This window comes from Streptomyces sp. NPDC057565 (assembly GCF_042801455.1).
Classification (GTDB): Bacteria; Actinomycetota; Actinomycetes; order Streptomycetales; family Streptomycetaceae; genus Streptomyces; species Streptomyces yanii.
In genome coordinates, this window is record NZ_JBHVFU010000002.1 from 202,280 (window position 1) to 225,288 (window position 23,009).

Genomic DNA, 23,009 nt, shown 5'->3' on the forward strand with positions numbered 1-23,009 from the left:
CCGCCCGGGGCCGATCCGGCCGGCCCCGAGCTGCTGCATCGGGAACGAAGCGGTAGCGAAAATGTGCCCTTCGGCACAGCGGACGACGGTGCGCTCCATGAAGTCCATCAAGTCCCTTCCCCAACGAGCCTTGGACGAGAAAGCCACATTAGGGGATGAACGGGACGCCACTCCAGGCGGCACTCCGACTATGCACGCTACGCCCCCAACTCCCGCCCGCAGCAACCGTATCCACTCTTGACGCATGACACACAGGCCCCCGGTTCGTACACCGGGGGCCTGCCATGGGGTAGAGTGTGCGACGATGCAGCTGATCATTCAGCGAGCTTCGCGGGTGTAGTTTAATGGTAGAACATGAGCTTCCCAAGCTCAGAGCGCGAGTTCGATTCTCGTCACCCGCTCCATGCAAAAGCCCCAGGCCATCGGCCCGGGGCTTCTTTGTTGTCCAGACCCGTCTCAACGTCTCGTGCCATATCCGTGCCAGATGCCGGGTCATCCGCCGCTTCGCGACCGGCCCGTGGTCGGCTCCGGGGCAGCCTGCCGGACCCGGACGGTCAGGTTGTCGAGGTCGACGTCCTTCCGACGCAGCTCGGCCTGTTCCTCCGGCCGGAGCGGTCCGTGGGCGAGGGAAACCATCAACCGCCGGCGAGGCCCGAGGGCGTCCGGACGAGTTCCGCATGTCGCGGCACGAGGGCGCCCAGCAGGCCACGCAGTAAGAGTTTCCCTACTTCATCAAGGCGCCGCTCCCGCCTCCGGCGGGGGATCGGCCGGCACCGGGGGGCGCCGCGGCCGGCTGCAGGCCCGTAGGTGGCGCGCGCGGGGAACTCCCATCCCGTCCACCGCCGACCGCGCGCTAGGCTCACCGCCCGTATAGGCAGGGCTCAGAGCGGTAAGGGGGAGGAGCCATGCAGTTCACAGTGCATTGGTCGGACCTATGGGTGCCCGCATCGTTGATCGTCCTGAGCGTCATCCTCAGCTTGTGGACTCGTCGGAGGCGGCACAGGCGGCAGACGGCACTCAGGCGGGGCTCACGGACTCACTGGGAATGGCTGCCGTTCATGTTCGGGCTGACCACAGCGCTCGGAGAGCTTTCGTTCCTTCTTGGCCTACCCGATTCCTGGACCACGATCATTGACGTGAGTGCCCGTGCGCTTGCCCTCACCACTGTGTTCATGGTCTTGCGGACGGTTTTCATCCTCTTCATGCGCGGCATCCGACGGGTGTTCCGGCGCCGAGGAGCGGACACCAGCAGCTGAGAGCAACTGCCGCAGATGCTGGAACGCCGGGGCACTTGGCACCCGTCGGATGACATCAGCGGCTGACACCAACAGCGGCGGACGAGCGCGTATAGAGGCGGACCCCGGTGACCACCGCAAACGCCGCTCGACTGCGTCTCCCAGCGCCAGCGGTCCACGATGATCGACCTGATGAGGATGAGGATCGACCTCAAAGCCTGTGCGCCGCGAAGGACCGTTGTTCTCGATCAGAAGACGTGCCGAGCCTCAGAAGACGACTCTGCGGCAGGCACCACGAGCGCATCGGAATCGACCTGGAGCTGCACTCAACGCGGCCGACGCGTAACTGGCGGAAGTCCCGCGCGACACTGCTGCAGAGCTCGTACAGGCATGCGTTGGCCGATGCGCTCGGCTCCCTCCGACTGCTTGGAGTGTCCGGGAGGCTTTCGTCGTCTCTACGGGCCTTCTAGCTCTTCGGCTCGGTAAGGGCGTAGTCGGTGAAGGTTCGTCGGTAGCGGTTGTGTCCGGTCGAGGCAGTGTGGTTGCTCATCCATCGAATGGCGGGGGTCTCCCCGGCCATCGGTCCCGAGGACGCTGCACAGTCGCTCTCGTCGCCGGATACGCACTCGACGGCCCAAGACAGTTCGCCGGTCGGGTCTTGGCAAGTCAGGTACTCGACGTACCGGAAGACGCGCCCAGGGGTCACTCCGCAACCTTCCCTTCGAGGACGGCGGCCAGGGCCTCGGCCACATCCGCCCGGCATTCCCCCAGCTCGACCATGGGGGTTCCGTTCACGGGCCACTCCCCGGACAGGGAAGGAAGGGTGATCCCGTGAGCTTCGAGAGCGCGCTTCAGTCGGACGGCCGTCCGTAGACCCTTGTCGTACGCGGCCCCGGTCGCTTCATCGATCTTCTCGGCAAGCATGCGACCTCCCCTCGTACTCTCCAGCGTTACTGATCTCTCCACTGTTACTGCACCAAACTTCTACATGCCGTGGAGCTGCATGCCGCTACCCCGAGCTGCGCAGGTGCTCATCCGTGAAGGCGAGTTGAGATAGATCAGATCGACGCCGGAAGCCCAGGCGCACTGTCCTCAGCGACAAACGGGTCTCAGACACAGACCCAGCAGTAGAGGCGTTCGCCACGTTCGGCGGCGCCGACCGAAGGGCCGGCTCCGACAGTTCACTCAACAGGTCACCGAGCGGTCCCGCATCTCCGAACCCATTGGTCTCGGCCCACTGCTCTGCCGCCGCCCGAAGCTCAATAACTCCGCTGCTGGCCAGGCAGGCCTGAAGCTCGTCGCTGATCGTGAGCACAAGCCTCTCGCCAATGGATTCACGGAATTGCCGTGTGGATCGGCGACGAGCTCTGCATAATCGCTGACGTCTATAGGGGGAAGGATTCGTATATGGATGGGCAAAGGTGTTCGAAGTGTTCCGCTGAACGGGCGGCGGGGGGCACTGACGCCTGTCAGTGCACTCAGCAGGTGGCCACCACGGACCGCCGCGCCGACCCGTCCGAAACGGCCGCGACGGAGGACTTCCACTCGCTGGGCGTCCGCCCCTACGTGTACGTCAAGCTGCCAGAACCGCCCGGCACGCATCGGCTCCCCTCCAACCCGCCTCCGGGCCAGAGCCCCACCGCTTTGGGACAGCACGGAACGCCGTCGGCCCCCGCCACTCCGCCTTCTGCGACCGTCCCGTCGGGTATGAGTCTGGTGGGCGGCCGTACGCTGGAGGTGCCCCACTCGCTCTTGGAGCTGTCGGCACCGCCGACGACCGGGCCGGGCGAGGCCGACACCCAGCCGCTCCAGAAGCCGCACGAACCGGTAGCGCCGAGTGCTCCACGCACACGGCGCACACCGAGTGCGTCACACGGGTCGGACAGGCCGCTGTCGCCGTCGCGCCCCCCTTCCCGCAAAAGTTCCCCCGGGAGGCGGCGGCGCCGACCGAAGGGCCGGCGCAGACAGGCCCTGATCCTCGCGGCGATCGTGGTCGCCGTCGCGGGCTTCACGAGCGGGCTGTTCATCCCGGACGAGCCAAGGCGCGACACCGCGCTGCAGGACGGACGCACCAGCGCGCCGGAAGAGTCCGGCCGCACCCCGGCCTCTTTGTCACCCTCCGCGTCGGCGTCCACCGAGCCGTCCGCTGCGAAGCGCGCGAGTTCCTCGGCGTCGAGGTCGGCGTCGGCCACTCCGGCAGCGCTTTCGGCGTCGACGTCGAGGTCGGCGTCGGCCACCCCGGCAGCGCCCTCGGCGTCGAGGTCGGCGTCGGCCACCCCGGCAGCCCCGCCGACGGCCCCTACCGCCAGCTCGGTCGGTTCAGCGCAGCCTAGCAACAGCCAGACCGTCACGGGACCGGTGCTGCACCGCGGCGACAAGGGCCCCGAGGTCGTGGAACTGCAGCAGCGCCTGCGCCAACTCTCGTTCTACACCTACGACATCACTGGTAACTTCAATATCCAGGTCGAGAACTCCGTGCGCCGCTACCAGAGCGCCCGCGGCATCTCCGCAGAGCCGGGCGTGTACGACGCGGCGACGCGCCGCAGTCTGGAGTCGGAGACCTCGGAGCCCGACTGAGCGTTTGGTCCGCTGATTCGCGTTTGGTCCCGAGTCAGGTTCCGCGCCGGTTCAGGGTGGCTTCGCCGGTGAGGCGGGACCGAGCTGGTCATTTCTGAGCACTCCCGCACGGCCCAGATCCTGCCCAGAACTCCCGGTCTCTGCCGCGCGGAACGGGCTCGGCTCATCGCCTGCGGGGGGTATCCAGGAGAGATCTCCTCCGCTGTTGCCCATGGAACCACGCTTCCAGGCACGCAGATCGCGCCTGGACTCCCACGCATCGAGCCACATGCTGTGGCTGTCTCGGTTCGTACCACCGCGGCGTCGTGTGCGTCGGTCGAGGAGCCGAGGCCACGACAGCAATCGACTGGCCAGAAAGTCTCGCGGCATCCACGATGGCCGCATGGACAGGTTGCAGGGCAGCGCTTGGCAGTACGTGGCGGAAGTACTCCACGCCGAGGATCTTCCGATGATCGCTGCGCATGCGCTCGTTGATGGCCACGACTCTCCCGCTCTCCGCGAGTTGGCCGGCCTGTCGCGCCGAAGCGATGCCGCCGAGATCCGCGAGGTGTACGTCCAAGCTCTGGATGAGCTGGACATACACCTTCCCGATGAGGAGACGGCCGGCCGACGCCTACTCGTGAGCCTTGCGTTCGGTCTCGTCCGCCGCGAGCTGAGCCCCAAGGAAGTGACCGACCGGCTCTCGACGGTCGCGGCTCACACCCAGGAGGAGACGCAGTTCCTCTCCATCGCAGCGGAGTACAGCGAATGGATCGGACCGGACGATCTCCCGGCATGGGAACACGATCTACAAGCTGCAGCCCGGTCGTTGGCAGTTTCTACCGACCTCGATCCCAGCATCCCCGTACAAGTTTCGCTGCCCGAATGATCCCTTTGCCTGGGGTACGAGCTCATGCCGGATCCGTGCCAGGTAGAGCGGAGTGTTTGGCCAACTGAAGCCTGTGCATCCATCACACTGCGGCCATGAGCGCGACGTGGTTCTTGCCGATCACTGGGGCGGGTCTGTCCAGCCGTCGGCGGGGCGTTCGCCGCTTCGACCGTTCCGCGTCGTAGCCGGTCGCCAGTACGGCGTGCACGAGCGCGAGTAGGGCGTACGTCTCTGTCTTGGCTCCCGGGCCGGTGACTCCCTGCGGGGTCCCTCGCCGGCACTCTGCGAAGTCCTTCGCCGGGCAGCCACACTCCGGCCCCCGAGATTTCCCCAATACAGAAGGGGGGCTGGCCCCACCATCGACCGCCCAGTTGCCCGGATGGTGCAGCAGGTTTCGGACAACGAGGCTGAATGCATACGGATCCACCAAGCAAAAGGGAACTCTCTGTGTTCAGCTTCAAGCCGCTGCGCCGCCGTACCGCCCGCACCGCTGCAGTCGGCGCTCTCGCGGCCGCGGCCTGCGTCACTGTCATGGCCGGCAGCGCCGGGGCCATCGTCAACGGGTCGGACTCCACCGAGAGCTACCCGTTCATGGCGACCATCCCGGAGTCGGCCCCGGACCAGGGTCTGATCGACGGGAACTGTGGGGCGTCACTGATCGATCAGCAGTGGGTGCTGACGGCGGCTCACTGCCTGAAGGTCGAGGGCATCAAGCTGGACGGCATCGTGCGGGTCGGCAGCGACCACCGCAAGTCCGGCGGCACCGTCCGGAAGATCGACCGGACCTTCGTCCACCCCGGCTATGTGAACGGCGACAACAAGGCCGCCAACAAGAACGACATCGCGCTGATACGCCTGGACCGCCCGGTCGCCCAGCAACCCATCAAGATCGCCGAGCAGGCAGGGCCGCCCGGCACACCGACCCGGCTCCTGGGCTTCGGCACCACCGTCGACACCGAGTTCAAGTTCCCGGACCGGCTGCAGGAGCTGAACACCCGCAGGGGCGCCGAGTCCGAGTGTGCGCCCGGCTACGCGGACCGGACCCGGCTGTGCACGATCACCACCGTGCCCAAGGCCATGGCGTGCTTCGGGGACTCCGGCGGACCTCAGGTCACAAAGGGCCGGGACGGCCGCTGGGAGCTGATCGGCGTCACCTCGGGGCCCGGCGCTCCGAAGGTGCCGTGCTCGCAGGGCCCCGGCCTCTACACCAGCGCGCCCGCCTACGCGGGCTGGATCGACAAGACCATGAAGACCAACAGCGCTCCGTCGACTGCGGCCAAGGGCTCCGACCTCGCCGAGACCGGCACGAACGACAACACCACGGCGATCGCCGGCCTGGCCGTCGCGCTGATCGCCGCCGGTGGCGGCACCGCCCTCGCAGTACGCCGCCGCAAGGCCCGCCACGCCGCCTGAGCGAAACCGCCGCAACCCAAAGGCGGCTCCCTCGCCAGGGGGCCGCCGCCCTGCTGCTGCCGGCGCAGCCGTTGACTTGACGCTCGGAGACGCCGACGGCCGTGAACTCGACATGGGCACCCCCATAGACGCGACTCCGGAAGAGAGTGCGGGCGCCTGTTACACCCAGGTCGACAACATCAGCGACGGGGCCCGCTCCCATCGAGACATCCTGGGCACGGCGCTCACCGCTGCCGGCCTGGTCAACTACCCGACAGAGTGGTGGCACTGGTCATACGGAGACCGCTACTGGGCCTTGCAGACCGGAGCGGCAGTCGCCCACTTCGGGCCCATGGAACTCGACTGAGCAGTTCAGCGCCTTGCCGGCTCAGCAGCCGTCCACGTACGCGATCTTCCAAACTGGTGCTCATGATGTCGAGCGGACCGCCGACTGTAGGCTGCGCCGGCAGACGCGACCACACGGGGAACCTCATGGAGCAATCGCCGGCCACGCCGAACCGTCTGGCCAACAGCGGCCTCGGAGCCGTTCCGGCGGTTGTCTGCCTTGCGTACGCGACGCAGGCCGATACCGCCATTGCACGGCTTGCGGCCGGTCTGGCCGTGATCGGGTTCGCTGTCCTGGCGGTGCGGGGCTATCGACTCGGCGTGACATACGAACACTCGCGGCTGGTGATCCATGGCTACCTGCGCACACGGGTAATCGACCGAGAGCGCATCATGGAGATCACGGACTTCCCCGCGGTGAGGTGGACGGCTCGCAACGGACGTAAGCGATGGACCCCTCTCACGGCGTTCATGACGAGCCCAGGCGAAATCTCGGCAACCCGTCTCCACAAGGACCGTGTCATCAGGAAGCTGCGACAGTGGGCGCGACATTAGCGCCCAAGGCCGCCTGCGGCAGCGCTCCGTTCCTGGGCCGTCCGTGGGCCGTCCGAGGGCGATCAACGACGACCTTCGCCACGTCGGAGGCCGGTGGTTCGCCGATCGACGTGGCTTCGGCCAGAGGCTGACGACGGCTGGTGCACCTGCCTCTGGGTTTCGCGACCGGAGCCCGTGTGGCCGCCATGGCTCATTCTTGCGCCGCCGATCGGCTATTGGAGGCGCAGCCGTACCACCAGGCCGGCGTGATCGGACGGCCACAGGCCCGTGGGGGTCCGATCCCTCACCTTGTCTCCGATCAGGCGGGCGGAGACAGCCGAAAGGTGTGTGGGCTGGTAGAAGACGTAGTCGATGCGCGAGTTGAGTTTGGACGGCAGGTTGCGCAGATCGGGGTCCTGAACGGCGGTGAATCCGTCCCTGGGGCCGTGGACGGTCCGCCAGGCGTCGTCGTAGCCGCCGGTGGTGAACGTGCCGTACGGTCCGGTCGCTTCGGTGGGCAGGGCGTTGAAGTCGCCAAGAGCGGTGACGGGATACGGCGACTGTGCCAGCGCGGCGTACAGCTCCTGCCCCTGGGCGTTTCGAATGGCCGGCACCCCTGGCTGCAGGTGTGTGGTGGCCACCCGCACCCGTGCCGGCTTGCCCTTGAGGGCGACGTCCACCGCGGACCAGCCTCTCGGGAAGGTGAAGGTGACTCCGAACGGGGTGGTGATGACGAGCTTCGCGGCATAGAGGTGCGACTGCGCGTTCCTCACCGGGAGTCCGTCCTGTACCAGGATCGCATCCCGGTTCGTGAAACTCGCCTGTTCGGTGGCGCTGATCGGCAGGGTGGTGGTGCCTGTGGTGTCGACCGCGGCGGCCCGATAGTGGAGACCAGCCCTGCGCAGCTCGCGGAGCAGGATGTCCAGGAAGTCGTAAGTGGTGTGGAGGGGACCGCCCAGCGGGCCCTTCTTCCACAGGGCCACCTCCTGCAGGCCGATGACCCCGGGGCGCTCGTTCCTGACCAGGCGCGAGATGGCCCGGGCGCGGGACGGGAAGTCGGTGGCGACCACCTGGTCGTAGGCGATCCCGGCTCGCGCGACGAGCTCCTGCGGAGTCTGTGCAAGGGCCAGAGGCGCGAGGTCGGCGCCCAGATAGATGTTGTACGTGGCGACTTTGAGCTGCCGAGTACCGGCCTCAGCCGGCGCCGCCAGGCCCAGTGCCGCGGCAACCAGCCCCACGACGGCCAGAAGTGCTGCCCATCTGCGTGCCATTCGCTTCTCCTCTCACCGCCCAGGTCAGATCACGCCGTCCGGAGCCTCACACCACCCCGGATCCGCTCATACTGTCCCGAACAGTCCAATAACGACCCGTACTCGCATGATTGCGCGGACGTGAGTGCGAGAGTCCGTCGGTGAGACAGCGCCGCTCAGAATCACTCGTTCTCGTGACAGCAACAGCAGCAACACCGAAGACCACCGCGACCGCAGGGAAAGAGGCCAGCCGGAATACGACCGGAACAGGCAAGAGCGCTGCGCCAGGTGCAGTCAGCAGCGGCGTCGGCGGTAGTGCTCGTCGTTCCCGCGACCTGTCCCGGAAGCAGACGCGGTAGCGGTCATGTTCCCGCTCCCAGGCAGTGTCCCGGGGATCGATGGCGCGGATGTCCCTGTGAGGAACCGGAGCAGGGAGGAGGCTGCTTCAGCTTGAGTCGGTCTGGCCTTTGACGAGATCGGTGTACTCGCCCGGAGTGGGGGCTTGCTCACCGCCGGCCCGCGGCGTGCAGAACGTGGCCGTCCAGCCGTTCTTGATCACCTGAGACTGGTCGGAAGTTGCGACGGCCAACTTGTTCACGCCTGCCTGCCGGTGCCGGGGGCGGGTCTTGATGTCCGTGCGGGCGAGCCGCACTCACCGCACGGGGAAGCCGAAGGAGTACCCCTGCTGCTTCAGCCAGGGCAGGATCTCGCGCAGTGCGGCCAAGGTCTGGGAGCGATCCCCTCCCGCGTCGTGGAAGAGGACGGTCGGCCCGTTGGAGATCTCGCTCTCGACGGTGGCGACCATGGTGTCCACACCGGGACGCTCGAAGTCTTTGGAGTCGACGTTCCAGCCCAACGGTCGCATCCCCCGGGACGCGGCGAGCTGCCGGCTGTACGGGGTGAAAGCACCGCCCGGGGCACGGTAATACTGCGGCCGGACGCCTCCGGACGCCTCGGTGATCATGCGTTCGGCATCCAGGATCTGCTGGGACTGGTACGCCTCGGACTTGGTGTCCATGGCGGTGTCGTGCGAGACCGTGTGGTTGCACAGGCGGTGCCCCGCCGCCACGACCTCCTTGACCAGGTCCGGGTGCGCCTGGGCCTGCGTGCCCACCATGCAGAACGTGGCCTTCACACCGTTGTCCTTCAGCAGTTGCAGCACCTGCGGCGTCCAGACCGGGTCCGGTCCGTCGTCGATGGTGATGTTGACGCCCCGGGCGCCGCGGTCCGAGGCGTGCGCGATGTCCGCCGCCACCTTGGCCACGGTCCGGTCCTGAGGCCGGGCGTCCGGCACCGAGACACGTGCTTGCGGCTGCCGCCCTCCGGCGGTGTCGGCCTGCGCGGTCCACATGGAGGTGGCAGCGGCCACCACTGTCACACCGAGCGCCGCCGCGAGAAGTCGGCCGTGCCATCCCCTTCCCTTGTGCCTTGCCATGTCCACCCGCCCCTTTGCTGTCTCCGCCGATGCCGTGCGCTCATGAAGACATACGAACGCCCTTACAAGATCCCTCTGTTACCGATCGCAGAAGAATCCGCAGAGAACCGGCGACAAACGTAGGAGCCCCGCGACAGATGCAGCGCGCAACGGCAACGAGGGCTGCAGGGCGGGCGGCACCCTCGCTCCGGCCCAGCTGCACGCGGCGGAGATCGCCGCCCTGAAGGAGGCCGTGCCGTCCCTGTTCGTCGACGCCCGCACCGGCTCCTACTGGCTCGGTGGTCATGGGGCAAAGACGCGGTACCGTCTCGCGTCCCGTCAACGAGCGGACTGCGACGGGGTGTTCGTACCGGGGTCATCACCCCGGCAGGAACCGCCGTACTCGACTGCGTACTTGAGAACCCCTGAACGTTCTGCACGTCCCCGACGGCCCCACTGCCACAGAGCCGGGAGCGTTGCGGGTACGGCGGGTGAGCGGGGAGGCTACGCGCATGCGGAAGTGCAGGCGCTCGCGGGGCGGGCGGCGCCGCGGGATGCGCAGAACACCACGCCCGGAGCCATGTGGCATTGATCACAGTGAAAGCGCGGGCAGGGAATACAACTGCACCCTTTCGCCATTTCTGTCGGTCACGGTGCTGTGGTATTGGCCGGAGCAGGTGAAGAACTCATGATGGTCGACCGTTGCCCCGGCCATACGATCACCTCAAGTCGCATCTGCGTGTCTCATTCCGCCGCGACCCCCTTCTTCTCTTTTTTCGGACACCGAAGGGCTCTTGTGAAGATTCGCCCGATTCTTGCCACAGCTGTTGCCGCCGCAGTGACCATGCCTGCTCTCCTGCTGTCGGTCACCCCCGCGTTCGCCGACGACAAGCCGGCAGCGCAGACGCAGGACAAGCCGTCCATCGCGGAGCTGGAAAAGGCCGCCGCCATCGCGAAGGCAGCGTACGAGGACGCCGTAGAGGCCGAGAATGCCGCCGAGGCGGCCTTGAAAGCGGTCCTTTCCGACACCAGTCCTCTGACCGTGGCCGCCAAGGCCGCCGAGGCCACGGCGGCGGAGGCCGCCACCGCGAAGATGGACGCCGACCAGGCGGTGCTCGACGCCCAGGCCGCGGTCGACGCCCTCCCGGAGACGGCCACCGAGGAGGAGAGGACCGCCGCCGCGACCAAGCTCACCGAAGCGAAGGCCGACGCCGAGACCGCCGACGAGGCCAAGGCCGCCGCCGACGCCGAGGTCGTAAAAGCCCTGGACGCGCGGGACGACGAGCGGGTCGCCGCGGCCCGGAAGCTGGACCAGGCGCAGAAGGCCACCAAGGCGGCGCTCGCCGACATGACCGCCGCCGACGAGGCGCTGGCCAAGGCGAAGGAGGAGGGCGGCGAGGACGGTGAGGCATGCGTCCCCGAGACCGAGCTCACCACGGTCGTCACGGGCCTGCCGTCCACCGTCGTCGCCGGCACGAAGGTCAACTTCAATCTCCGGGTGACCAACGGCACCGACAAGACGATGGACGAGGTGCTTCCGTTCGCCTACGTCCACGCGACCGACCGGAGCGGGCTCAACGACATCGACGACCTGGTGCACCTGCAGTGGTCCTCCGCCTCGTCCTCGAAGTGGAAGACCGTCGACAACGAGCACTACATGGACGCCATCAGCCCGCTGAAGGCCGGCGCCCACGCCGACATCAAGATGCGCCTCACGATCGACGCCTCGGCCCCCGCAGGCAACGGCGTCACCTTCGTCGCCGGTGACTACTTCAACGACAACGGCACCTGCGGCGGGAACCCGGACCTCGAGGGCTACGAGTTCCTGATCGCCGCCGCGGGCAGCAAGCCCGGCAAGGTCGACGACGCCAAGCCCAGCACGACCAAGCCGAACACCTCGGACCTCAAGGCGCAGAGCGGCACGTCGGCCCGTCCGGTGAGCGGCAGCCTCGCCGCCACGGGGTCGTCCTCCGCGACGTCGCAGCTTGCCCTCGCGAGCGGCGCGGCCGTAGCGCTCGGCGGGGGCGCGGTGTACCTCGTACGCCGTCGCAAGGCCGGCTCCCACGCCTGACGCATGAGGCGGGGTGCCGATCGGGCACCCCGCCCCACGCGCTGGCCACCCAACGGGCCCGACACCGAGCAGCGGAAGAGCCGCACCGGGAAAAGGGCCGTGACCGCGCTTCCGTGACAGCTGCGACCGTCGTGAGTCGGCGCACGGTGGCGCGGGTACCCCTGCCGGGAGGAGGCTGGGGTGTTGGGGGGTGCAGGCGCCCTCCGTGGGCTCGGGGCAGATCCTCCCGATCGAGGGGACGGCTGCCGGTCATGGGCTGACGTGCCACCTCCGCCACACCCCGGCATCCCAGCCTCACTCGGGTAGCGCTCAGCCCGCAACCTGGTGCAACTCGGTTCAAACCAGTCCGGGTTGTGGTTCCGGTTGCCGCGCCGGCGCGGTCCTCGGTTTCCACAGTGCGTTGGTCCTGACGTAGCCGTAGACCACTGAGGTCATCGCCAGCATGAGAAGTGGTCCGGACACCCATGGATGCCTCGCCATCTCCAGCGGTAGATAGCGATAGGACACCAGGAGCGCGGCGAAGACGGTTGCGCCGCAAGCGACCAGTTGGATCCCTGATCGATCCCAGCCGTGGTCGAGCGAGCGCAGAGCTGCCTCGATCGTGAGCGTGAACACCACGCCGGCAATGAGATCCGCGCCGTAGTGGTAGCCGAATCCCAGTGTTGCGCAGAGCGTAGCCATCAGCCAGAAGGTGCCTGCGAATCGCAGAAGCCGTGGGCCCGTCCGGGAATGGATGAAGATCGCGGTGGCCCACGCTGTGTGCAGGCTGGGCATGCAGTTCCGTGGGGTGATCCCGTCGAACGGCATGTGATGCGGGGTATTGATCGGCGGCGGCGTTTCCGGCCACAGGTTGGCCACCGCCCATTGCTCGCTGGACGGCGTTTCCGACCACAGGCTGACTGTCGCCCAGTGCTCGGCGCCGGTGCCGTAGGCGAAGATCGGTCCGACCACGGGGAAGATCATGTAGATGGCGGGCCCGAGGAGGCCGATCACCAGAAAAGTGCGCACCAGATGATGGCCCGGGAAGCGGCGCTCGACCGCCACGTTGCGCAGTTGATACAGCGCGACGGCGACCGCGGCCACCGCGAGCTGACCGTAGACGATGTCGAGAAAATTGAAGCCGATCGGGCCGGTGGCCGTGACGATCCGGCCCATCAGCCACGACGGGTTGCCCAGCGCGTGATCGGCGGTCGCCACGTACTGGTCGAGCACCGCCGGGCGGGTCTTTGAAGTGATGAGTAGCCAGGTGTCGCCGGTCTTGCGGCCGGCCACCAGCAGCAGGCCCAGCCCGACGCCCTTCAGCAGCAGGACACGTTCCCGGCCGGTACGGCGAGTGACAGCGATGACCGCATAGCCCAGAAGAACCCACAACGCACCGTTGCCGAAGGGGTGGCCGCCGGTCATCTCGGCGCCGACCGCCCACCGGACCACGAAGAAGGCGACGTCGATACCGATCGCGGCAGCAGCCGCGATGAACCGTTGCCGCCAGGTGAGCACCACCATCATCAACGCCATACCGGCGTACAACAGGAAGCCTGATTTGGGGGGGAATATCAGCTCTCGCGCCTGACTGGCGATCGGCCCCGGCAGGCCGTAGCGACGTGCGGCGATCTCCAACGCGATGAGGAATCCGAGGGTCGTGACACCCGCCACGACCCAGAGTCTTATTCGTGGTTGACGCCACACGGAGAACATGGTTCTCCTGTTTATTCGCGAAAAAGCCCGCGATGTTATATGTCTCAATTTTCAGCCGATTTTCTATATTTTGATATAAAGTCAGGGTGGGTTCGCTCGCTACTTTCCAGTCAAGGCTGCTTTCTCCCTCACCAAAAGCAGCCCGCCCGACGGGGGGAAGACGGAAAGATCACACTCCGGGTTCCGCCTCGTTCATGGTGCGGCATGGTATGCGTCGCCCGAACGCGATGAACGACATGCCCGTCGGAGACCTGGACTACGGCAGCGTGGCGTGGGACGCCGACCGTGTCCGCGCCATGGCCGGGGTGATCGCCGATCGCGGGCGCACGCGCGAGTTCCAGCTCGACGTGCCCGTGCTCACTCCCTCGACCGACAACGTCACCGTCTCCCCGAACGCCGCCATGACCGGCCTGGCGGCACCCAGCCGTGGCAGCGCGCCGAACTCGGCACCTGGACCGGCCTGAACGTCGTCGTGGTGGTCCCTGCCGCGGCGCGGGAGGGGAGACGCAGGTCACAGGCGTTCATGTCACATCCTGTCGAGCTGTGCCGTCGTAAGTGTGTAAGCACCGACAACGACAGAGGAGATCACCATGAGTGCCCGTTTGGACGCCTTCAGCAGTCCGACCATCGGCAAGGTCTTCAAGCACATCATTGCGGCAGGCAAGGTGCTCGCGGACTCGACGCTGCCGACCGCGACGCAGGAGCTGGTGAAGCTCCGCGCCAGTCAGATCAACGGGTGCGGCTTCTGCACCGACATGCACAGCAAGGACGCCGCCGCCGCCGGTGAGACCTCTGTACGTCTCAACCTGGTCGCGGCGTGGCGGGAGGCCACGGTCTTCACCGAGGCCGAGCGGGCCGCGCTGGAGCTGGCGGAACAGGGCACCCGCATCGCGGATGCGGCCGGCGGGGTCACGGACGAGGCATGGGCGAACGCTGCCAAGCACTACGACGAGGAGCAGCTGGCCGCGCTGGTGTGCGCGATCGCCCTCATCAACGCCTTCAACCGGGCGAACGTCATCATCCAGCAGCCCGCCGGCGACTACCGGCCCGGCCAGTTCGCATAACCAGGAGTGCCTGGCCACGGACTGCCGGTGCCACCGTGGCTGGGGCATCACACACCCCGGGCGCCCCTCGCCGGGCCCTGGGGTGTTGTTCTGGTCCGCCCGGCGGTCCTTCCGGATCCGTGCCGGATCGAGCAGTGAACGACTTCCTTTGATGGTGGGGCACGACACCCACGCCTGCTCGTCAGCTCCTGCCCCGTCGCCCGGGGCCCGCTCATCGGCCTGGGGCTACCGCGCTCCCCCGCAGCAGGGGCGGAAGCGGTGCCACAAACCTACGATGGCTCGAGAAGGCGCCATCAAGTCGAACCGGCATTCCAGAGGAGGCCGCGATGGTGGAGCACTTTGTCTGGGTGACGACACGCCGCATCAAGCCGGGCGCGTTGGAGGAGTTCGAGAGGGCCTGGCGCCCGGACCAGTACCCGCAGGCGCTGCACCGCGCCTACGCGTACTGGTCCGAGGACGGGCAAGAGATCACCGGGGTGTCGTTCTGGGATACCAAGGAAGCGTGCGACTCCTGGCGGGCCTCCGCGGCGGAGACACAGCGGCGTGCGGCCATGGCCCCTTACATCGTCGAGGAGCGGGAAGGCTTCTACCGCGGCCGCGAACTCGGGATCGGGCACGCCTGAAGCCGCCGCGGTCCTTGTACCCGCGTCCGGGAACGCCGAGCGAGGACGGACAGCACCGGCCCGCCGGCCCCGCGGACACCGACACCGGCCCCCATCGATCCTCCGGGGGCGACAATGGAGCCATGGCCCCATGAACGGTGAACCGAGTTTTGAGGTGGCCCATGAGCACTCTCGAAGAACAGATCGACGTTGATGTTCCGATCGCTGTGGCCTGGGAAAGCCTCCACCAGGTGGAGACCTATCCGAGATTCGTCGAAGGAGTACGCGAGGCTCGCTCGCAGGACGGGCACCGGGCGCACCTGGACGTCGACGCGGGCGGCCGAGCTCAGGAGTTCGAAGCCGAGATCACCGACCGCGGCAAGGAACACCTGATGGAGTGGCAGACCACGAGCGGTCCCGACCTGTCGGGAACCTTCTCACTGCTGCCCATCGACCGGGAGCACACCCGAGTCCAGGCCCGGATCGAGTACGACCCGGGCACCCTCAAGGAGGCGTTCGGCGGGCCGAAGGGATTCGCCCAGGCAACCGCGATCGAACGGCTTGTACGGGACGACCTCGAGCACTTCAAGGAGTTGGTGGAACGGGAACGGTGAGGCGCCCCCACCGATAGGGAATTGGCCTCACGCTTCGCGAGGGAGCAGGACGGCAGTGCGGTCCACGGCCCTCGTGGTATCCGTGCGCTCAGCGCGGCAAACAGCAGGGGGTGCGGTGCTCGCCGCGCCGGTCAGCGGACCGGCTCGGCCGGGTGCCACGGGGCGCCGGGCCGGGTGGGGCGCGCGTCCGCGGCGAGCCTGAGCGCGTACGTCGCCCGGTCGGCGCCGGACAGGGGGCCGAGGTACTCGTGCCCGACCATGTGGCACCAGGCCGGCAGGTCGAGCGGGGCGGCCGGGTCGGTGGCGACGACGTGGACGACCGTGCCCGGCTCGGCGTCTGCGATGCGGGACCGCAGGCGGAGCAGGAGAGTGACGCACAGCAGACCGGTGCCGTCGACGGTGATGTCGGCGGCCGGTACCGAGGAGGCGCTCATCGGGGCAGGGTCTGGGTGACACGCCACAGCCGGCGGGGCAGGTCGCCCTCCTCGAAGGGGTGAACTTCCTGCGACTGCCAGCCGTCGGCGAGGGCATCGACCAGATCGCGGGGGAAGAAGTGCACCGCGAATCCGCCGTGCTCCCAGATGTCATCGCCGTGCCCGGTACCGGCCCCGTAGTGGGCGTCCCCGGTATGGCGGACGGTGTAGACGAAGACGCCGCCCGACCGCAGCACCCGGCGCACCTCGCCGACCAGCGCCTGGATCTCCTTCGTGGACAGGGCCATGCACAGCAGCATGTGCGCGAACACCGCGTCCACCGAGCCGTCCGCCAGCGGCAGCGGCTCGCGTACGTCGTGCACCACGGTGGCGACCCGCTCGGCCACGCCCTGGGCGGCGGCCGCCTCGTGCAACTGCTCCAGGCCGACCGGGCTGAAGTCGGTCGCCTGGACGGTGAAGCCCTCACGGGCGAAGTAGACGGCGTCGCGGCCGTGCCCGGCCCCCAGCTCCAGAACCTTGCGTGCCCCGGCCGCCCGGAACACCCGGGCGGCGTGGACGGCCGGCTCGGACGGCTCCTCGCCGTACATGCCGGGGTGCTCGCCGTATGTCCGCTGCCAGTGCTCCCGCTGAGCTCCGGCGAGCTCCGGCTCGTGCTCCGACATTGCTGACGCCCTTCTCCACCACCCGGTCCCGTGTTGGCCAGCCTAGTCCCGTGACCGGCCATGTTTGCCCGTGCGGAGCGGCTTCCGGCCGACGCGGAAGGGGGTCCCCCCTGGCCCTTAAGGCTTTGGGGGGGGGAGGGCGTGCTGGGCGGTGCGACGGGGCAAAGCCTGCCGGGAGGAGCACTGGATCTGCGCTGAGCCGCCGCAGCGAGCGATCGTCGGGGGCGTAGCTGCCCTCGCGCCGGGGAGCTCGACCTGGCCCCCTGTGGCCGTTCTCCGGTACGTCGGTACGTCGCTCAGGACGCAGGCGGTCGAGGAGCCGACGAGGACGATCCATGGGGCGGTGTCCGCGCTGTCCGACTCGCGATGGCGCCGGATGTGCCGATGTCGAGTGCCTGCCGGGCGAACCGGAGGACGTACGGCAGTGCGGCCCGGGTGAGCGGGCCGGCACCGGCGGCGATGGCTGTGGCTGCGACTACGGGCTCTGCGTATGCGACGGCGCGCTGAAGGACGGCAGGAGTCCACAGTCGGCTCGCGTGCCGCAGGGCGGGCAGGTCGGGAAGCGCAAGGGTCAGGGTCCGGTCGTCGGCGTCGGGGCGCGGCCAGGTGAGTTCGATGCGCATGAAGCGGCCTCCACAGGAGGTTGGGCCCGTTGACTGCGGTGGGCGTTCGGGATGACGGCTCGGAACCGAGCCGGGCACTCATGCCGTCGCCTTCTCACGGCCCGGGACTCGCGCGGGGTGTCGGTCAGCGATCCGCAGCGGCCTCTGCCGGGACCGGGACGCCGGTCTTCTCGGACTTGTCCCAGCAGGGAATTCACAGCGCAGCGGACGTCACCGCCGACTACGCCGAACGGCGCAGTCGGACATGTCCAGAGTTGCCGAAGCAGCCCGGCCTGGTCAAGGTTGCCGGAAAGGTGAGAAATGCCACGGCATCCACGTGTATGCCTCACCTTCGCTACAGAGGGAGAGCGACCATGACTGACAGTTCCCATGCGCATGGCTCAGGGGACACGAAGGTGCAGCATCCCGTCCAGGAGACGCTGGCGCACCCCATGCAGACGGTGACGACGGCCATGGAGAAGGTCCCTGGCGCCGAGAGGGTCAAGGGGTTCGTCGACGGTGTCCTGGACTCCGTCGGGATCGTCTCGCCCCAGACACGACGTGTCGCGGCTTACACCGGTGCCGGGCTGCTCGGCGTGGCCGGTGTGGTCGAGTGGCCAGTGGTCGCGGCGGGCGCCGCCGTGGTGTGGCTCACGCAGCCGCGTCCCAAGGATGTCGCGGCGGCCCGGACAGCCGGCGAGGCCCGCGCCGAAGCATTGCAGGCGAAGCACGCCGCCGGGTCGGCCAAGGCGTCGACCGCCACCGGGAAGGCGAAATCCCGTCCGGGCAAGGCCACGTCGGGGACGGCGAAGACCCGTCCGGGCAAGGCCACGTCGGGAACGGCGAAAACCCGCGCGCCCAAGTCGACAAGCACCTCGGGCACGGCGAAGGCCCGCTCGTCCAAGGGCGCCGCCACGAGCACCTCGCGCACCAAGGCAGGTGGGCGGAAGAAGCCTTGACGCCGGCCTTCCATCCGCTCCGACAACCGTTCCGCCGCCGGCCCGTGCGGCAAGCCCGCGAAGGTGAGACATGCTGCTCCGCTTGCTGACCGGGCTGCCCGCCGTGGTCCTCCAGAACGCCTTGGCTGCCCCCGTCGAGGCCACGCGCCGGATCGCCCCGCCGACCACCGACACGGCCCGGATGGTGGCTGAGCTGGTGAGCGCCGGTGCGCGGGGCGCTGTGAGCGGCGCGGCGGCGGTGTCGGCGACCGCACTGCGGGTCGGCAGGGTCGCCCGCAACGCCGTGACCCCGCACGTCGGTTACTGGCGCGCCGGCTCCCGCATGCACCTCGCACTGCGGCAACATCCGGACTCGCAGGAACCCACCGCGGAGCGGCTCGAGGCCGCCGCCGAGAAAGTGGCCGTCGAGCTGGCCGAGCACCCTGACGTGCTGCTCGCTTACTGGGACGGCGGCCTGGGGCGGCTGGTCATGGAGACCACCGAGGATGCGATCGGCGAGCATGTGGTGGACTGTGTGTCCGAACTTGCCGCCGAACACGGGCTGGTGCACGTCGGTGACCAGACGCTGGAACACGCCCACCCGGGTGCAGCCGGGGGTGTGCGCGCCAATGCTGTCGCCGTTGCGTGCGATGCGGCGGGCATCGCCACCTCCCTCGTGGCACGGACGGTCTCTCTGAAGCCGGTGCCGGAGGTCGTCGTGGCCGCGGTCGTCGTGATGCGTGAGGACTCCCGGGTACGGACGGTGCTGAGCCGCGCGCTGGGCCCGGACATGGCCGATCTGGTGCTCGCCGCGGCCCATGCGGCTGTCTGTGGGGTCGGGCAGTCGCCGAGTCCGCTGCTGCTCGACGCGGCTTTGCGGACCGCGCAGTTGGTGGAATCCGTTGCCCAGCTCGCGACGTTCGACGCCCTGCACGACACGCTGTGCGCTCCGGGCAGGCTGACCGTGGCCGGAGACGACGTCGTACGTCCGCCGCTGCGTTCGTGCCCCGGCGAGCAGTACGCCGACGCCGCGATCAACGGGATGCTGGGCGGCGCCCTTGCCACGCTCCTGTTCACCCGCAACCTCGATGGGGCGGCCGAGACCGTGCTGGCCGGTTCACCCAAGGCTGCGCGCTACGGCCCGGCGGCCTTCACCGCGGCGCTCGGCAGTGCCCTGGCGCGCGAGGACGTGCTGGTCCGCAGCCCGGATCGGCTGCGCCGACTGGAGCTTGTGGACACTGTGGTCCTGCATCCTGAAGCGCTGCGCGGCACTCGGCGCGCGGTGCTCGATGTCCACCCCAGCACGGCGGGCTGGGATCACCGTCGGCTGTGGCGGGAGTCCACCGCAGCCCTGAGTGCGCTCGGGGACGGGGCAGTGCCGTCCGGGGAGGCGGGACTCGGCCTGCGACCGGTGCCCGACGAGTTGGCGTCGCACACGGGACGGTCGGACACGGGACTGATGATCGCGTCGGTGCGCGGCGAAGACGTCGGTACCGTCCTGGTCGGCTGGGAGGTCGACCCGATGGCCGAGGCCGCGTTGGACGCGGCGCGCCGGGCCGGCCTGCACGTTGTTGTGCTGGACGACCACTCGCTCGGCGAGTTCGGGACGCTGGCCGACCAACTCGTCCCTACCGGGATCCCGTTGGCCGAGGTGGTGGCCGGCCTGCAGAGCGACGGGCGGACGGTCCTCACGGTGGCGCGCGTGCCGGACGACCGAGCCGCAGCGGAACGGGCGTCGACCGCGGCCGCCCGCGACGTACTCGATGGGCTGCTCCGCAGTGACATCGCCGTCGCCTTCGCCGACGAGCGCAGCGCTGTCGTCTGGGGCGCGGACATTCTGCCGCTGCGCGGACTGGAGGGGACGTGGCGGTTGCTGTCCGCCGTGCCCGCTGCACGGGCGGCCGCCCGACGGTCCAAGTTCCTCGCCGAGGCGGGCGCCACGCTCTCCGAGCTCCTGGTACTCACCCGCGGAGCCCGGACACAACGCGTCCCCTTCCCCCTCGAACTGCGGATCAGCCCTGTCAACATCGCCACCGCCGTGTCTCTGGTGTCGGGCTGGTTCACCGCGCTGGGTGTCGCCGCCCGTACGGTCCCGCACCCCGGGCCGCGGGTGCCCTGGCACGCTCTGCATCCGGAGGAGGCCATGGCCCGGCTGGCGAGGGCGCCGCGGGCCGCGCCCACCGCATGGGGGGTGGTGCGGACCCGGGCCGGCCACGTCGTGGGCGCCGCAGCCACTCACCCGGCCTTCGCGCCGACGCGGGTCGGCGCACGTCTGGCAGGCGCCGTGTGGGCCGAACTCGACGACCCCTTCACCCCCATCCTGCTGGTCGGTGCCACCGCGTCGGCGCTGCTGGGGTCCGCTGTGGACGCAGTCCTCGTCATCGGCGCCGTCGCGGGGAACGCCTTGGTCGGCGGAGTGCAGAGGCTGCGCGCGGAGCAGGCGCTGTCCGAACTCGTCACCGGGCAACGGCGAACAGCCCGGCGCCTCCCCGACGTGTCAGCAGATGAGGCGTCCCTCGTGGAGGCCGAACGACTGGAGCCCGGCGAGGTGATCGAGCTGCGCACCAATGACGTCGTGCCGGCCGACGCGCGCCTGCTGGAAGTCAGCGGCTTCGAGGTCGACGAGTCCTCGTTGACCGGCGAGTCACTGCCCACCCGCAAACAGGTGGACGCCGTACCGCAGGCGCCCGTCGCCGACCGCAGTTGCATGGTGTTCGAGGGCACCACGGTGGTGGCCGGCCACGCCCGCGCCGTGGTCGTGGGCACCGGCGACCAGACCGAAGCCGGCCGCGCGGCGTCCCTCGCCGCCCGGGTCCCCACCTCGGCAGGAGTCCAGGCACGACTGCACCGGCTGACCCGCCGGGTCCTGCCCCTCACCCTCGCCGGCGGCGCCGCGGTGGCCGGTCTGTCCCTGCTGCGCGGCCGCCCGGTGCGCACCGCGCTCCAGGGCGGGCTGGCAGTCGCGGTGGCCGCCGTCCCCGAAGGCATGCCCTTGGTGGCGACGGTGGCGCAGATGTCCGCGGCGCGGCGGCTCAGCAGGCTGGGTGTCCTGGTCCGCACGCCGCGCAGCCTGGAGGCCCTGGGCCGTGTGGACACCATGTGCTTCGACAAGACCGGGACCCTCACCGAGAACCGGTTGCGGGTCGTCCGCCTGGTCACTGCCGCCGGCGCCGAGCACCCTGCGTCGGGCCCCGAAGCAGAACCGATCCTTCGCATCGCCGCCCGGGCCTGCCCGCGCGTCGCCGAGCAGCCGGGTGTCCACGCCCACGCCACCGACGAGGCCGTCGTGGCAGCCGCCCCGCGCGAGACCGGGTGGACCACCGTGCGGGCCCAGCCCTTCGAGGCGAGCCGGGGCTACGCGGCCGCCGTCGGAAGGGACGACGACGGCGAGGACATGCTGGTCGTCAAGGGGGCGCCTGAAGTCATGCTGCCCTGCTGCCCCGATGCGGATCCGACAGCCGTCGACACGGCGCATGCCCTTGCCGCCCAGGGCCTGCGGCTGCTGGCCGTCGCCCAGCGCCGCCTCTCGGCGGAAGAGGCGGCGGAGGCCCTGGACAAGCCCCTTGAACTGCTGGAACTCATCGGGTTCGTGGCACTGGCCGACACCCCTCGCGCCAGTTCGGCTCCGCTCGTGTCCGGTCTCGGCGAGGTCGGCGTACGACCCGTCATGCTCACCGGCGACCACCCTCAGACCGCCCGTTCCGTGGCGGTCGCTCTGGGCTGGCCATCGGATGTCACGGTCGTCACCGGTGACGAGCTGGCCGCACTCGACCGGGCGGGGCGGGCGCGCCTGCTCCGGGACTGCGGCGTGGTGGCTCGCGTCGCACCCGAGCAGAAGCTGCAGGTGGTCGAGGCGCTCCGGGAGGCGGGACGCGTCGTGGGCATGGTCGGGGACGGCGCCAACGACGCCGCCGCCATCCGAGCCGCCGATGTCGGGGTCGGCATCGCGGCGCGCGGATCGGCCGCCGCACGCAACGCCGCGGACCTCGTGATCACCAACGACGAACTGTCGGTTCTCATCGACGCCATCGGCGAGGGCCGCGCCCTGTGGCGAAGCGTGGCCGACGCGATCAGCATTCTGCTCGGAGGGAACGCCGGCGAGGTCGGCTTCTCCGTACTGGGCACCTTGCTGTCCGGCACGTCGCCGCTGACGACACGTCAACTGCTGCTGGTCAACCTGCTCACCGACATGTTCCCGGCGATGGCGGTCGCGGTCACCCCCCACGATCCGGAATCCACCGGTGAGCCCACCGCAGCCGACGACGCACCCGTGGGCCTGGCCGTCCTCGGCCGGCCACTGACCCGCCAGATCCGCCATCGTGGCCTGATCACCGGAATCGGCGCGGCCATCGCATGGCTGATCGGCAGCCTCACTCCGGGCTCGGCGCGGCGCACCAGCACGATGGCCCTGTGCGGTGTGGTCGGCGCCCAGCTCACCCAGACCGTCGTCGGACGCCGTCACAGCCCACTGGTCCTGGCGACCGTCCTCGGCACCGCTGCCGTGCTCATCGCCCTCGTCCAGACGCCCGTCGTCAGCCACTTCTTCGGGTGCACGCCGCTGGGCCCACTGGCGTGGGCCGGTGTGGCCGTGGCCGTCGGCGCCGCCGCCCTCGGACCCCGCGTACTGCCGCAGGCCGACCGGCTGCTGGCCGACCTCACCTCGCGAGTGCGTCCCGTGGTGCGCCTCGCCCACTGACGACCTGAAGGTGATT

21 protein-coding genes, 1 tRNA gene and 2 pseudogenes are annotated in these 23,009 nt (G+C 69.1%); 13 read left to right on the top strand and 11 right to left on the bottom strand.

Translation table 11 applies throughout. The features are described 5' to 3' along the window. Nucleotides 1-330 precede the first annotated feature (330 nt). Nucleotides 331-404, top strand: a tRNA-Gly gene (locus ACFU8W_RS04945). A gap of 94 nt (nucleotides 405-498) precedes the next feature. On the opposite strand, the pseudogene ACFU8W_RS04950 reads toward ACFU8W_RS04945, so the two are convergent. Further along, nucleotides 499-663, bottom strand: a pseudogene (locus tag ACFU8W_RS04950) (site-specific integrase); the annotation flags it as partial. Nucleotides 664-1,058: 395 nt separating this feature from the next. Here ACFU8W_RS04950 and ACFU8W_RS04955 point away from each other — a divergent pair. Then, nucleotides 1,059-1,256: a hypothetical protein gene (locus ACFU8W_RS04955; protein ID WP_384032340.1), complete on the top strand. Its 198-nt coding sequence runs from the start codon at nucleotides 1,059-1,061 to the stop codon at nucleotides 1,254-1,256. 681 nt (nucleotides 1,257-1,937) lie between these two features. Here ACFU8W_RS04955 and ACFU8W_RS04960 read toward each other — a convergent pair. After that, a complete protein-coding gene (locus tag ACFU8W_RS04960; RefSeq protein ID WP_384032341.1) occupies nucleotides 1,938-2,159 on the bottom strand; it encodes a hypothetical protein in 222 nt (73 codons plus the stop codon). A gap of 638 nt (nucleotides 2,160-2,797) precedes the next feature. Further along, nucleotides 2,798-3,586 (bottom strand): hypothetical protein, encoded by a 789-nt coding sequence (locus ACFU8W_RS04965; RefSeq protein ID WP_384032342.1) that lies wholly within the window; start codon nucleotides 3,584-3,586, stop codon nucleotides 2,798-2,800. A gap of 7 nt (nucleotides 3,587-3,593) precedes the next feature. Here ACFU8W_RS04965 and ACFU8W_RS04970 point away from each other — a divergent pair, with 7 nt between their 5' ends. Together ACFU8W_RS04970 and ACFU8W_RS04975 are read left to right on the top strand one after the other, a co-directional pair. Next, nucleotides 3,594-3,812, top strand: coding sequence for a peptidoglycan-binding protein (locus ACFU8W_RS04970; protein ID WP_384032344.1), 219 nt, complete (start codon nucleotides 3,594-3,596; stop codon nucleotides 3,810-3,812). A gap of 382 nt (nucleotides 3,813-4,194) precedes the next feature. Beyond that, nucleotides 4,195-4,680, top strand: coding sequence for a hypothetical protein (locus tag ACFU8W_RS04975; protein ID WP_384032346.1), 486 nt, complete (start codon nucleotides 4,195-4,197; stop codon nucleotides 4,678-4,680). 82 nt (nucleotides 4,681-4,762) lie between these two features. On the opposite strand, the gene ACFU8W_RS04980 is transcribed toward ACFU8W_RS04975, so the two are convergent. Beyond that, nucleotides 4,763-4,888 (bottom strand): hypothetical protein, encoded by a 126-nt coding sequence (locus ACFU8W_RS04980; RefSeq protein WP_384032348.1) that lies wholly within the window; start codon nucleotides 4,886-4,888, stop codon nucleotides 4,763-4,765. A 239-nt stretch (nucleotides 4,889-5,127) separates the two neighbouring features. On the opposite strand from ACFU8W_RS04980, the gene ACFU8W_RS04985 reads away from it, so the two are divergent. Both ACFU8W_RS04985 and ACFU8W_RS04990 read left to right on the top strand, forming a co-directional pair. After that, entirely contained in the window at nucleotides 5,128-6,093 is a 966-nt protein-coding gene (locus ACFU8W_RS04985) for a trypsin-like serine protease (protein ID WP_384032350.1), read from the top strand. A 49-nt stretch (nucleotides 6,094-6,142) separates the two neighbouring features. Further along, nucleotides 6,143-6,439, top strand: a pseudogene (locus ACFU8W_RS04990) (M15 family metallopeptidase); the annotation flags it as partial. Nucleotides 6,440-7,184: 745 nt separating this feature from the next. Here the strand turns inward: ACFU8W_RS04990 and ACFU8W_RS04995 are convergent. The 3 genes from ACFU8W_RS04995 to ACFU8W_RS05005 form a co-directional block, all read right to left on the bottom strand. Continuing rightward, the gene (locus ACFU8W_RS04995; protein ID WP_384032352.1) at nucleotides 7,185-8,222 is read right to left on the bottom strand and encodes an endonuclease/exonuclease/phosphatase family protein; all 1,038 of its coding nucleotides are present in this window, start codon (nucleotides 8,220-8,222) and stop codon (nucleotides 7,185-7,187) included. Nucleotides 8,223-8,646: 424 nt separating this feature from the next. Continuing rightward, complete coding sequence (locus ACFU8W_RS05000) at nucleotides 8,647-8,853, bottom strand: hypothetical protein (protein ID WP_384032354.1); 207 nt, start codon at nucleotides 8,851-8,853, stop codon at nucleotides 8,647-8,649. Continuing rightward, a complete protein-coding gene (locus tag ACFU8W_RS05005) occupies nucleotides 8,854-9,636 on the bottom strand; it encodes a polysaccharide deacetylase family protein (protein WP_384032356.1) in 783 nt (260 codons plus the stop codon). A gap of 775 nt (nucleotides 9,637-10,411) precedes the next feature. Here ACFU8W_RS05005 and ACFU8W_RS05010 point away from each other — a divergent pair. Continuing rightward, the gene (locus tag ACFU8W_RS05010) at nucleotides 10,412-11,686 is read left to right on the top strand and encodes an LAETG motif-containing sortase-dependent surface protein (protein WP_384032358.1); all 1,275 of its coding nucleotides are present in this window, start codon (nucleotides 10,412-10,414) and stop codon (nucleotides 11,684-11,686) included. A gap of 336 nt (nucleotides 11,687-12,022) precedes the next feature. Here the strand turns inward: ACFU8W_RS05010 and ACFU8W_RS05015 are convergent, their stop codons facing one another. After that, complete coding sequence (locus ACFU8W_RS05015) at nucleotides 12,023-13,381, bottom strand: phosphatase PAP2 family protein (RefSeq protein WP_384032360.1); 1,359 nt, start codon at nucleotides 13,379-13,381, stop codon at nucleotides 12,023-12,025. A 209-nt stretch (nucleotides 13,382-13,590) separates the two neighbouring features. Here ACFU8W_RS05015 and ACFU8W_RS05020 point away from each other — a divergent pair, with 209 nt between their 5' ends. The 4 genes from ACFU8W_RS05020 to ACFU8W_RS05035 all read left to right on the top strand — a co-directional run bounded on the left by ACFU8W_RS05020 (nucleotide 13,591) and on the right by ACFU8W_RS05035 (nucleotide 15,661). Further along, complete coding sequence (locus tag ACFU8W_RS05020) at nucleotides 13,591-13,845, top strand: hypothetical protein (RefSeq protein ID WP_384032361.1); 255 nt, start codon at nucleotides 13,591-13,593, stop codon at nucleotides 13,843-13,845. A gap of 126 nt (nucleotides 13,846-13,971) precedes the next feature. Then, nucleotides 13,972-14,445 (top strand): carboxymuconolactone decarboxylase family protein, encoded by a 474-nt coding sequence (locus ACFU8W_RS05025; RefSeq protein ID WP_345517341.1) that lies wholly within the window; start codon nucleotides 13,972-13,974, stop codon nucleotides 14,443-14,445. A gap of 326 nt (nucleotides 14,446-14,771) precedes the next feature. After that, nucleotides 14,772-15,068: a hypothetical protein gene (locus ACFU8W_RS05030; RefSeq protein WP_384032364.1), complete on the top strand. Its 297-nt coding sequence runs from the start codon at nucleotides 14,772-14,774 to the stop codon at nucleotides 15,066-15,068. Between the two features lie 161 nt (nucleotides 15,069-15,229). Continuing rightward, nucleotides 15,230-15,661, top strand: a complete 432-nt coding sequence (locus ACFU8W_RS05035) for an SRPBCC family protein (protein WP_345517339.1) — start codon at nucleotides 15,230-15,232, stop codon at nucleotides 15,659-15,661. A 131-nt stretch (nucleotides 15,662-15,792) separates the two neighbouring features. Here ACFU8W_RS05035 and ACFU8W_RS05040 read toward each other — a convergent pair whose 3' ends face one another. The 3 genes from ACFU8W_RS05040 to ACFU8W_RS05050 form a co-directional block, all read right to left on the bottom strand. Continuing rightward, nucleotides 15,793-16,095, bottom strand: a complete 303-nt coding sequence (locus tag ACFU8W_RS05040) for a sulfurtransferase TusA family protein (protein WP_345517338.1) — start codon at nucleotides 16,093-16,095, stop codon at nucleotides 15,793-15,795. Continuing rightward, nucleotides 16,092-16,757 (bottom strand): class I SAM-dependent methyltransferase, encoded by a 666-nt coding sequence (locus tag ACFU8W_RS05045; RefSeq protein WP_384032367.1) that lies wholly within the window; start codon nucleotides 16,755-16,757, stop codon nucleotides 16,092-16,094. The genes ACFU8W_RS05040 and ACFU8W_RS05045 overlap by 4 nt, the downstream gene beginning before the upstream one ends. A gap of 296 nt (nucleotides 16,758-17,053) precedes the next feature. Then, nucleotides 17,054-17,380 (bottom strand): hypothetical protein, encoded by a 327-nt coding sequence (locus ACFU8W_RS05050; protein ID WP_384032369.1) that lies wholly within the window; start codon nucleotides 17,378-17,380, stop codon nucleotides 17,054-17,056. A gap of 353 nt (nucleotides 17,381-17,733) precedes the next feature. On the opposite strand from ACFU8W_RS05050, the gene ACFU8W_RS05055 reads away from it, so the two are divergent. After that, the gene (locus tag ACFU8W_RS05055) at nucleotides 17,734-18,318 is read left to right on the top strand and encodes a hypothetical protein (protein WP_384032371.1); all 585 of its coding nucleotides are present in this window, start codon (nucleotides 17,734-17,736) and stop codon (nucleotides 18,316-18,318) included. 70 nt (nucleotides 18,319-18,388) lie between these two features. Further along, entirely contained in the window at nucleotides 18,389-22,993 is a 4,605-nt protein-coding gene (locus tag ACFU8W_RS05060) for an HAD-IC family P-type ATPase (RefSeq protein WP_384032373.1), read from the top strand. The last annotated feature ends 16 nt before the right edge of the window (nucleotides 22,994-23,009 follow it).

Coding starts and splice junctions, on each gene's coding strand:
- ACFU8W_RS04975 (WP_384032346.1), top strand. CDS start 4,195: ATGGACAGGTTGCAGGGCAGCGCTTGGCAGTACGTGGCGGAAGTACTC.
- ACFU8W_RS05050 (WP_384032369.1), bottom strand. CDS start 17,380: ATGCGCATCGAACTCACCTGGCCGCGCCCCGACGCCGACGACCGGACC.
- ACFU8W_RS05040 (WP_345517338.1), bottom strand. CDS start 16,095: ATGAGCGCCTCCTCGGTACCGGCCGCCGACATCACCGTCGACGGCACC.
- ACFU8W_RS05020 (WP_384032361.1), top strand. CDS start 13,591: ATGCGTCGCCCGAACGCGATGAACGACATGCCCGTCGGAGACCTGGAC.
- ACFU8W_RS05055 (WP_384032371.1), top strand. CDS start 17,734: ATGACTGACAGTTCCCATGCGCATGGCTCAGGGGACACGAAGGTGCAG.
- ACFU8W_RS05015 (WP_384032360.1), bottom strand. CDS start 13,381: ATGTTCTCCGTGTGGCGTCAACCACGAATAAGACTCTGGGTCGTGGCG.
- ACFU8W_RS05005 (WP_384032356.1), bottom strand. CDS start 9,636: ATGGCAAGGCACAAGGGAAGGGGATGGCACGGCCGACTTCTCGCGGCG.
- ACFU8W_RS05025 (WP_345517341.1), top strand. CDS start 13,972: ATGAGTGCCCGTTTGGACGCCTTCAGCAGTCCGACCATCGGCAAGGTC.
- ACFU8W_RS04960 (WP_384032341.1), bottom strand. CDS start 2,159: ATGCTTGCCGAGAAGATCGATGAAGCGACCGGGGCCGCGTACGACAAG.
- ACFU8W_RS05030 (WP_384032364.1), top strand. CDS start 14,772: ATGGTGGAGCACTTTGTCTGGGTGACGACACGCCGCATCAAGCCGGGC.
- ACFU8W_RS05060 (WP_384032373.1), top strand. CDS start 18,389: ATGCTGCTCCGCTTGCTGACCGGGCTGCCCGCCGTGGTCCTCCAGAAC.
- ACFU8W_RS04955 (WP_384032340.1), top strand. CDS start 1,059: ATGTTCGGGCTGACCACAGCGCTCGGAGAGCTTTCGTTCCTTCTTGGC.
- ACFU8W_RS05045 (WP_384032367.1), bottom strand. CDS start 16,757: ATGTCGGAGCACGAGCCGGAGCTCGCCGGAGCTCAGCGGGAGCACTGG.
- ACFU8W_RS04995 (WP_384032352.1), bottom strand. CDS start 8,222: ATGGCACGCAGATGGGCAGCACTTCTGGCCGTCGTGGGGCTGGTTGCC.
- ACFU8W_RS05035 (WP_345517339.1), top strand. CDS start 15,230: ATGAGCACTCTCGAAGAACAGATCGACGTTGATGTTCCGATCGCTGTG.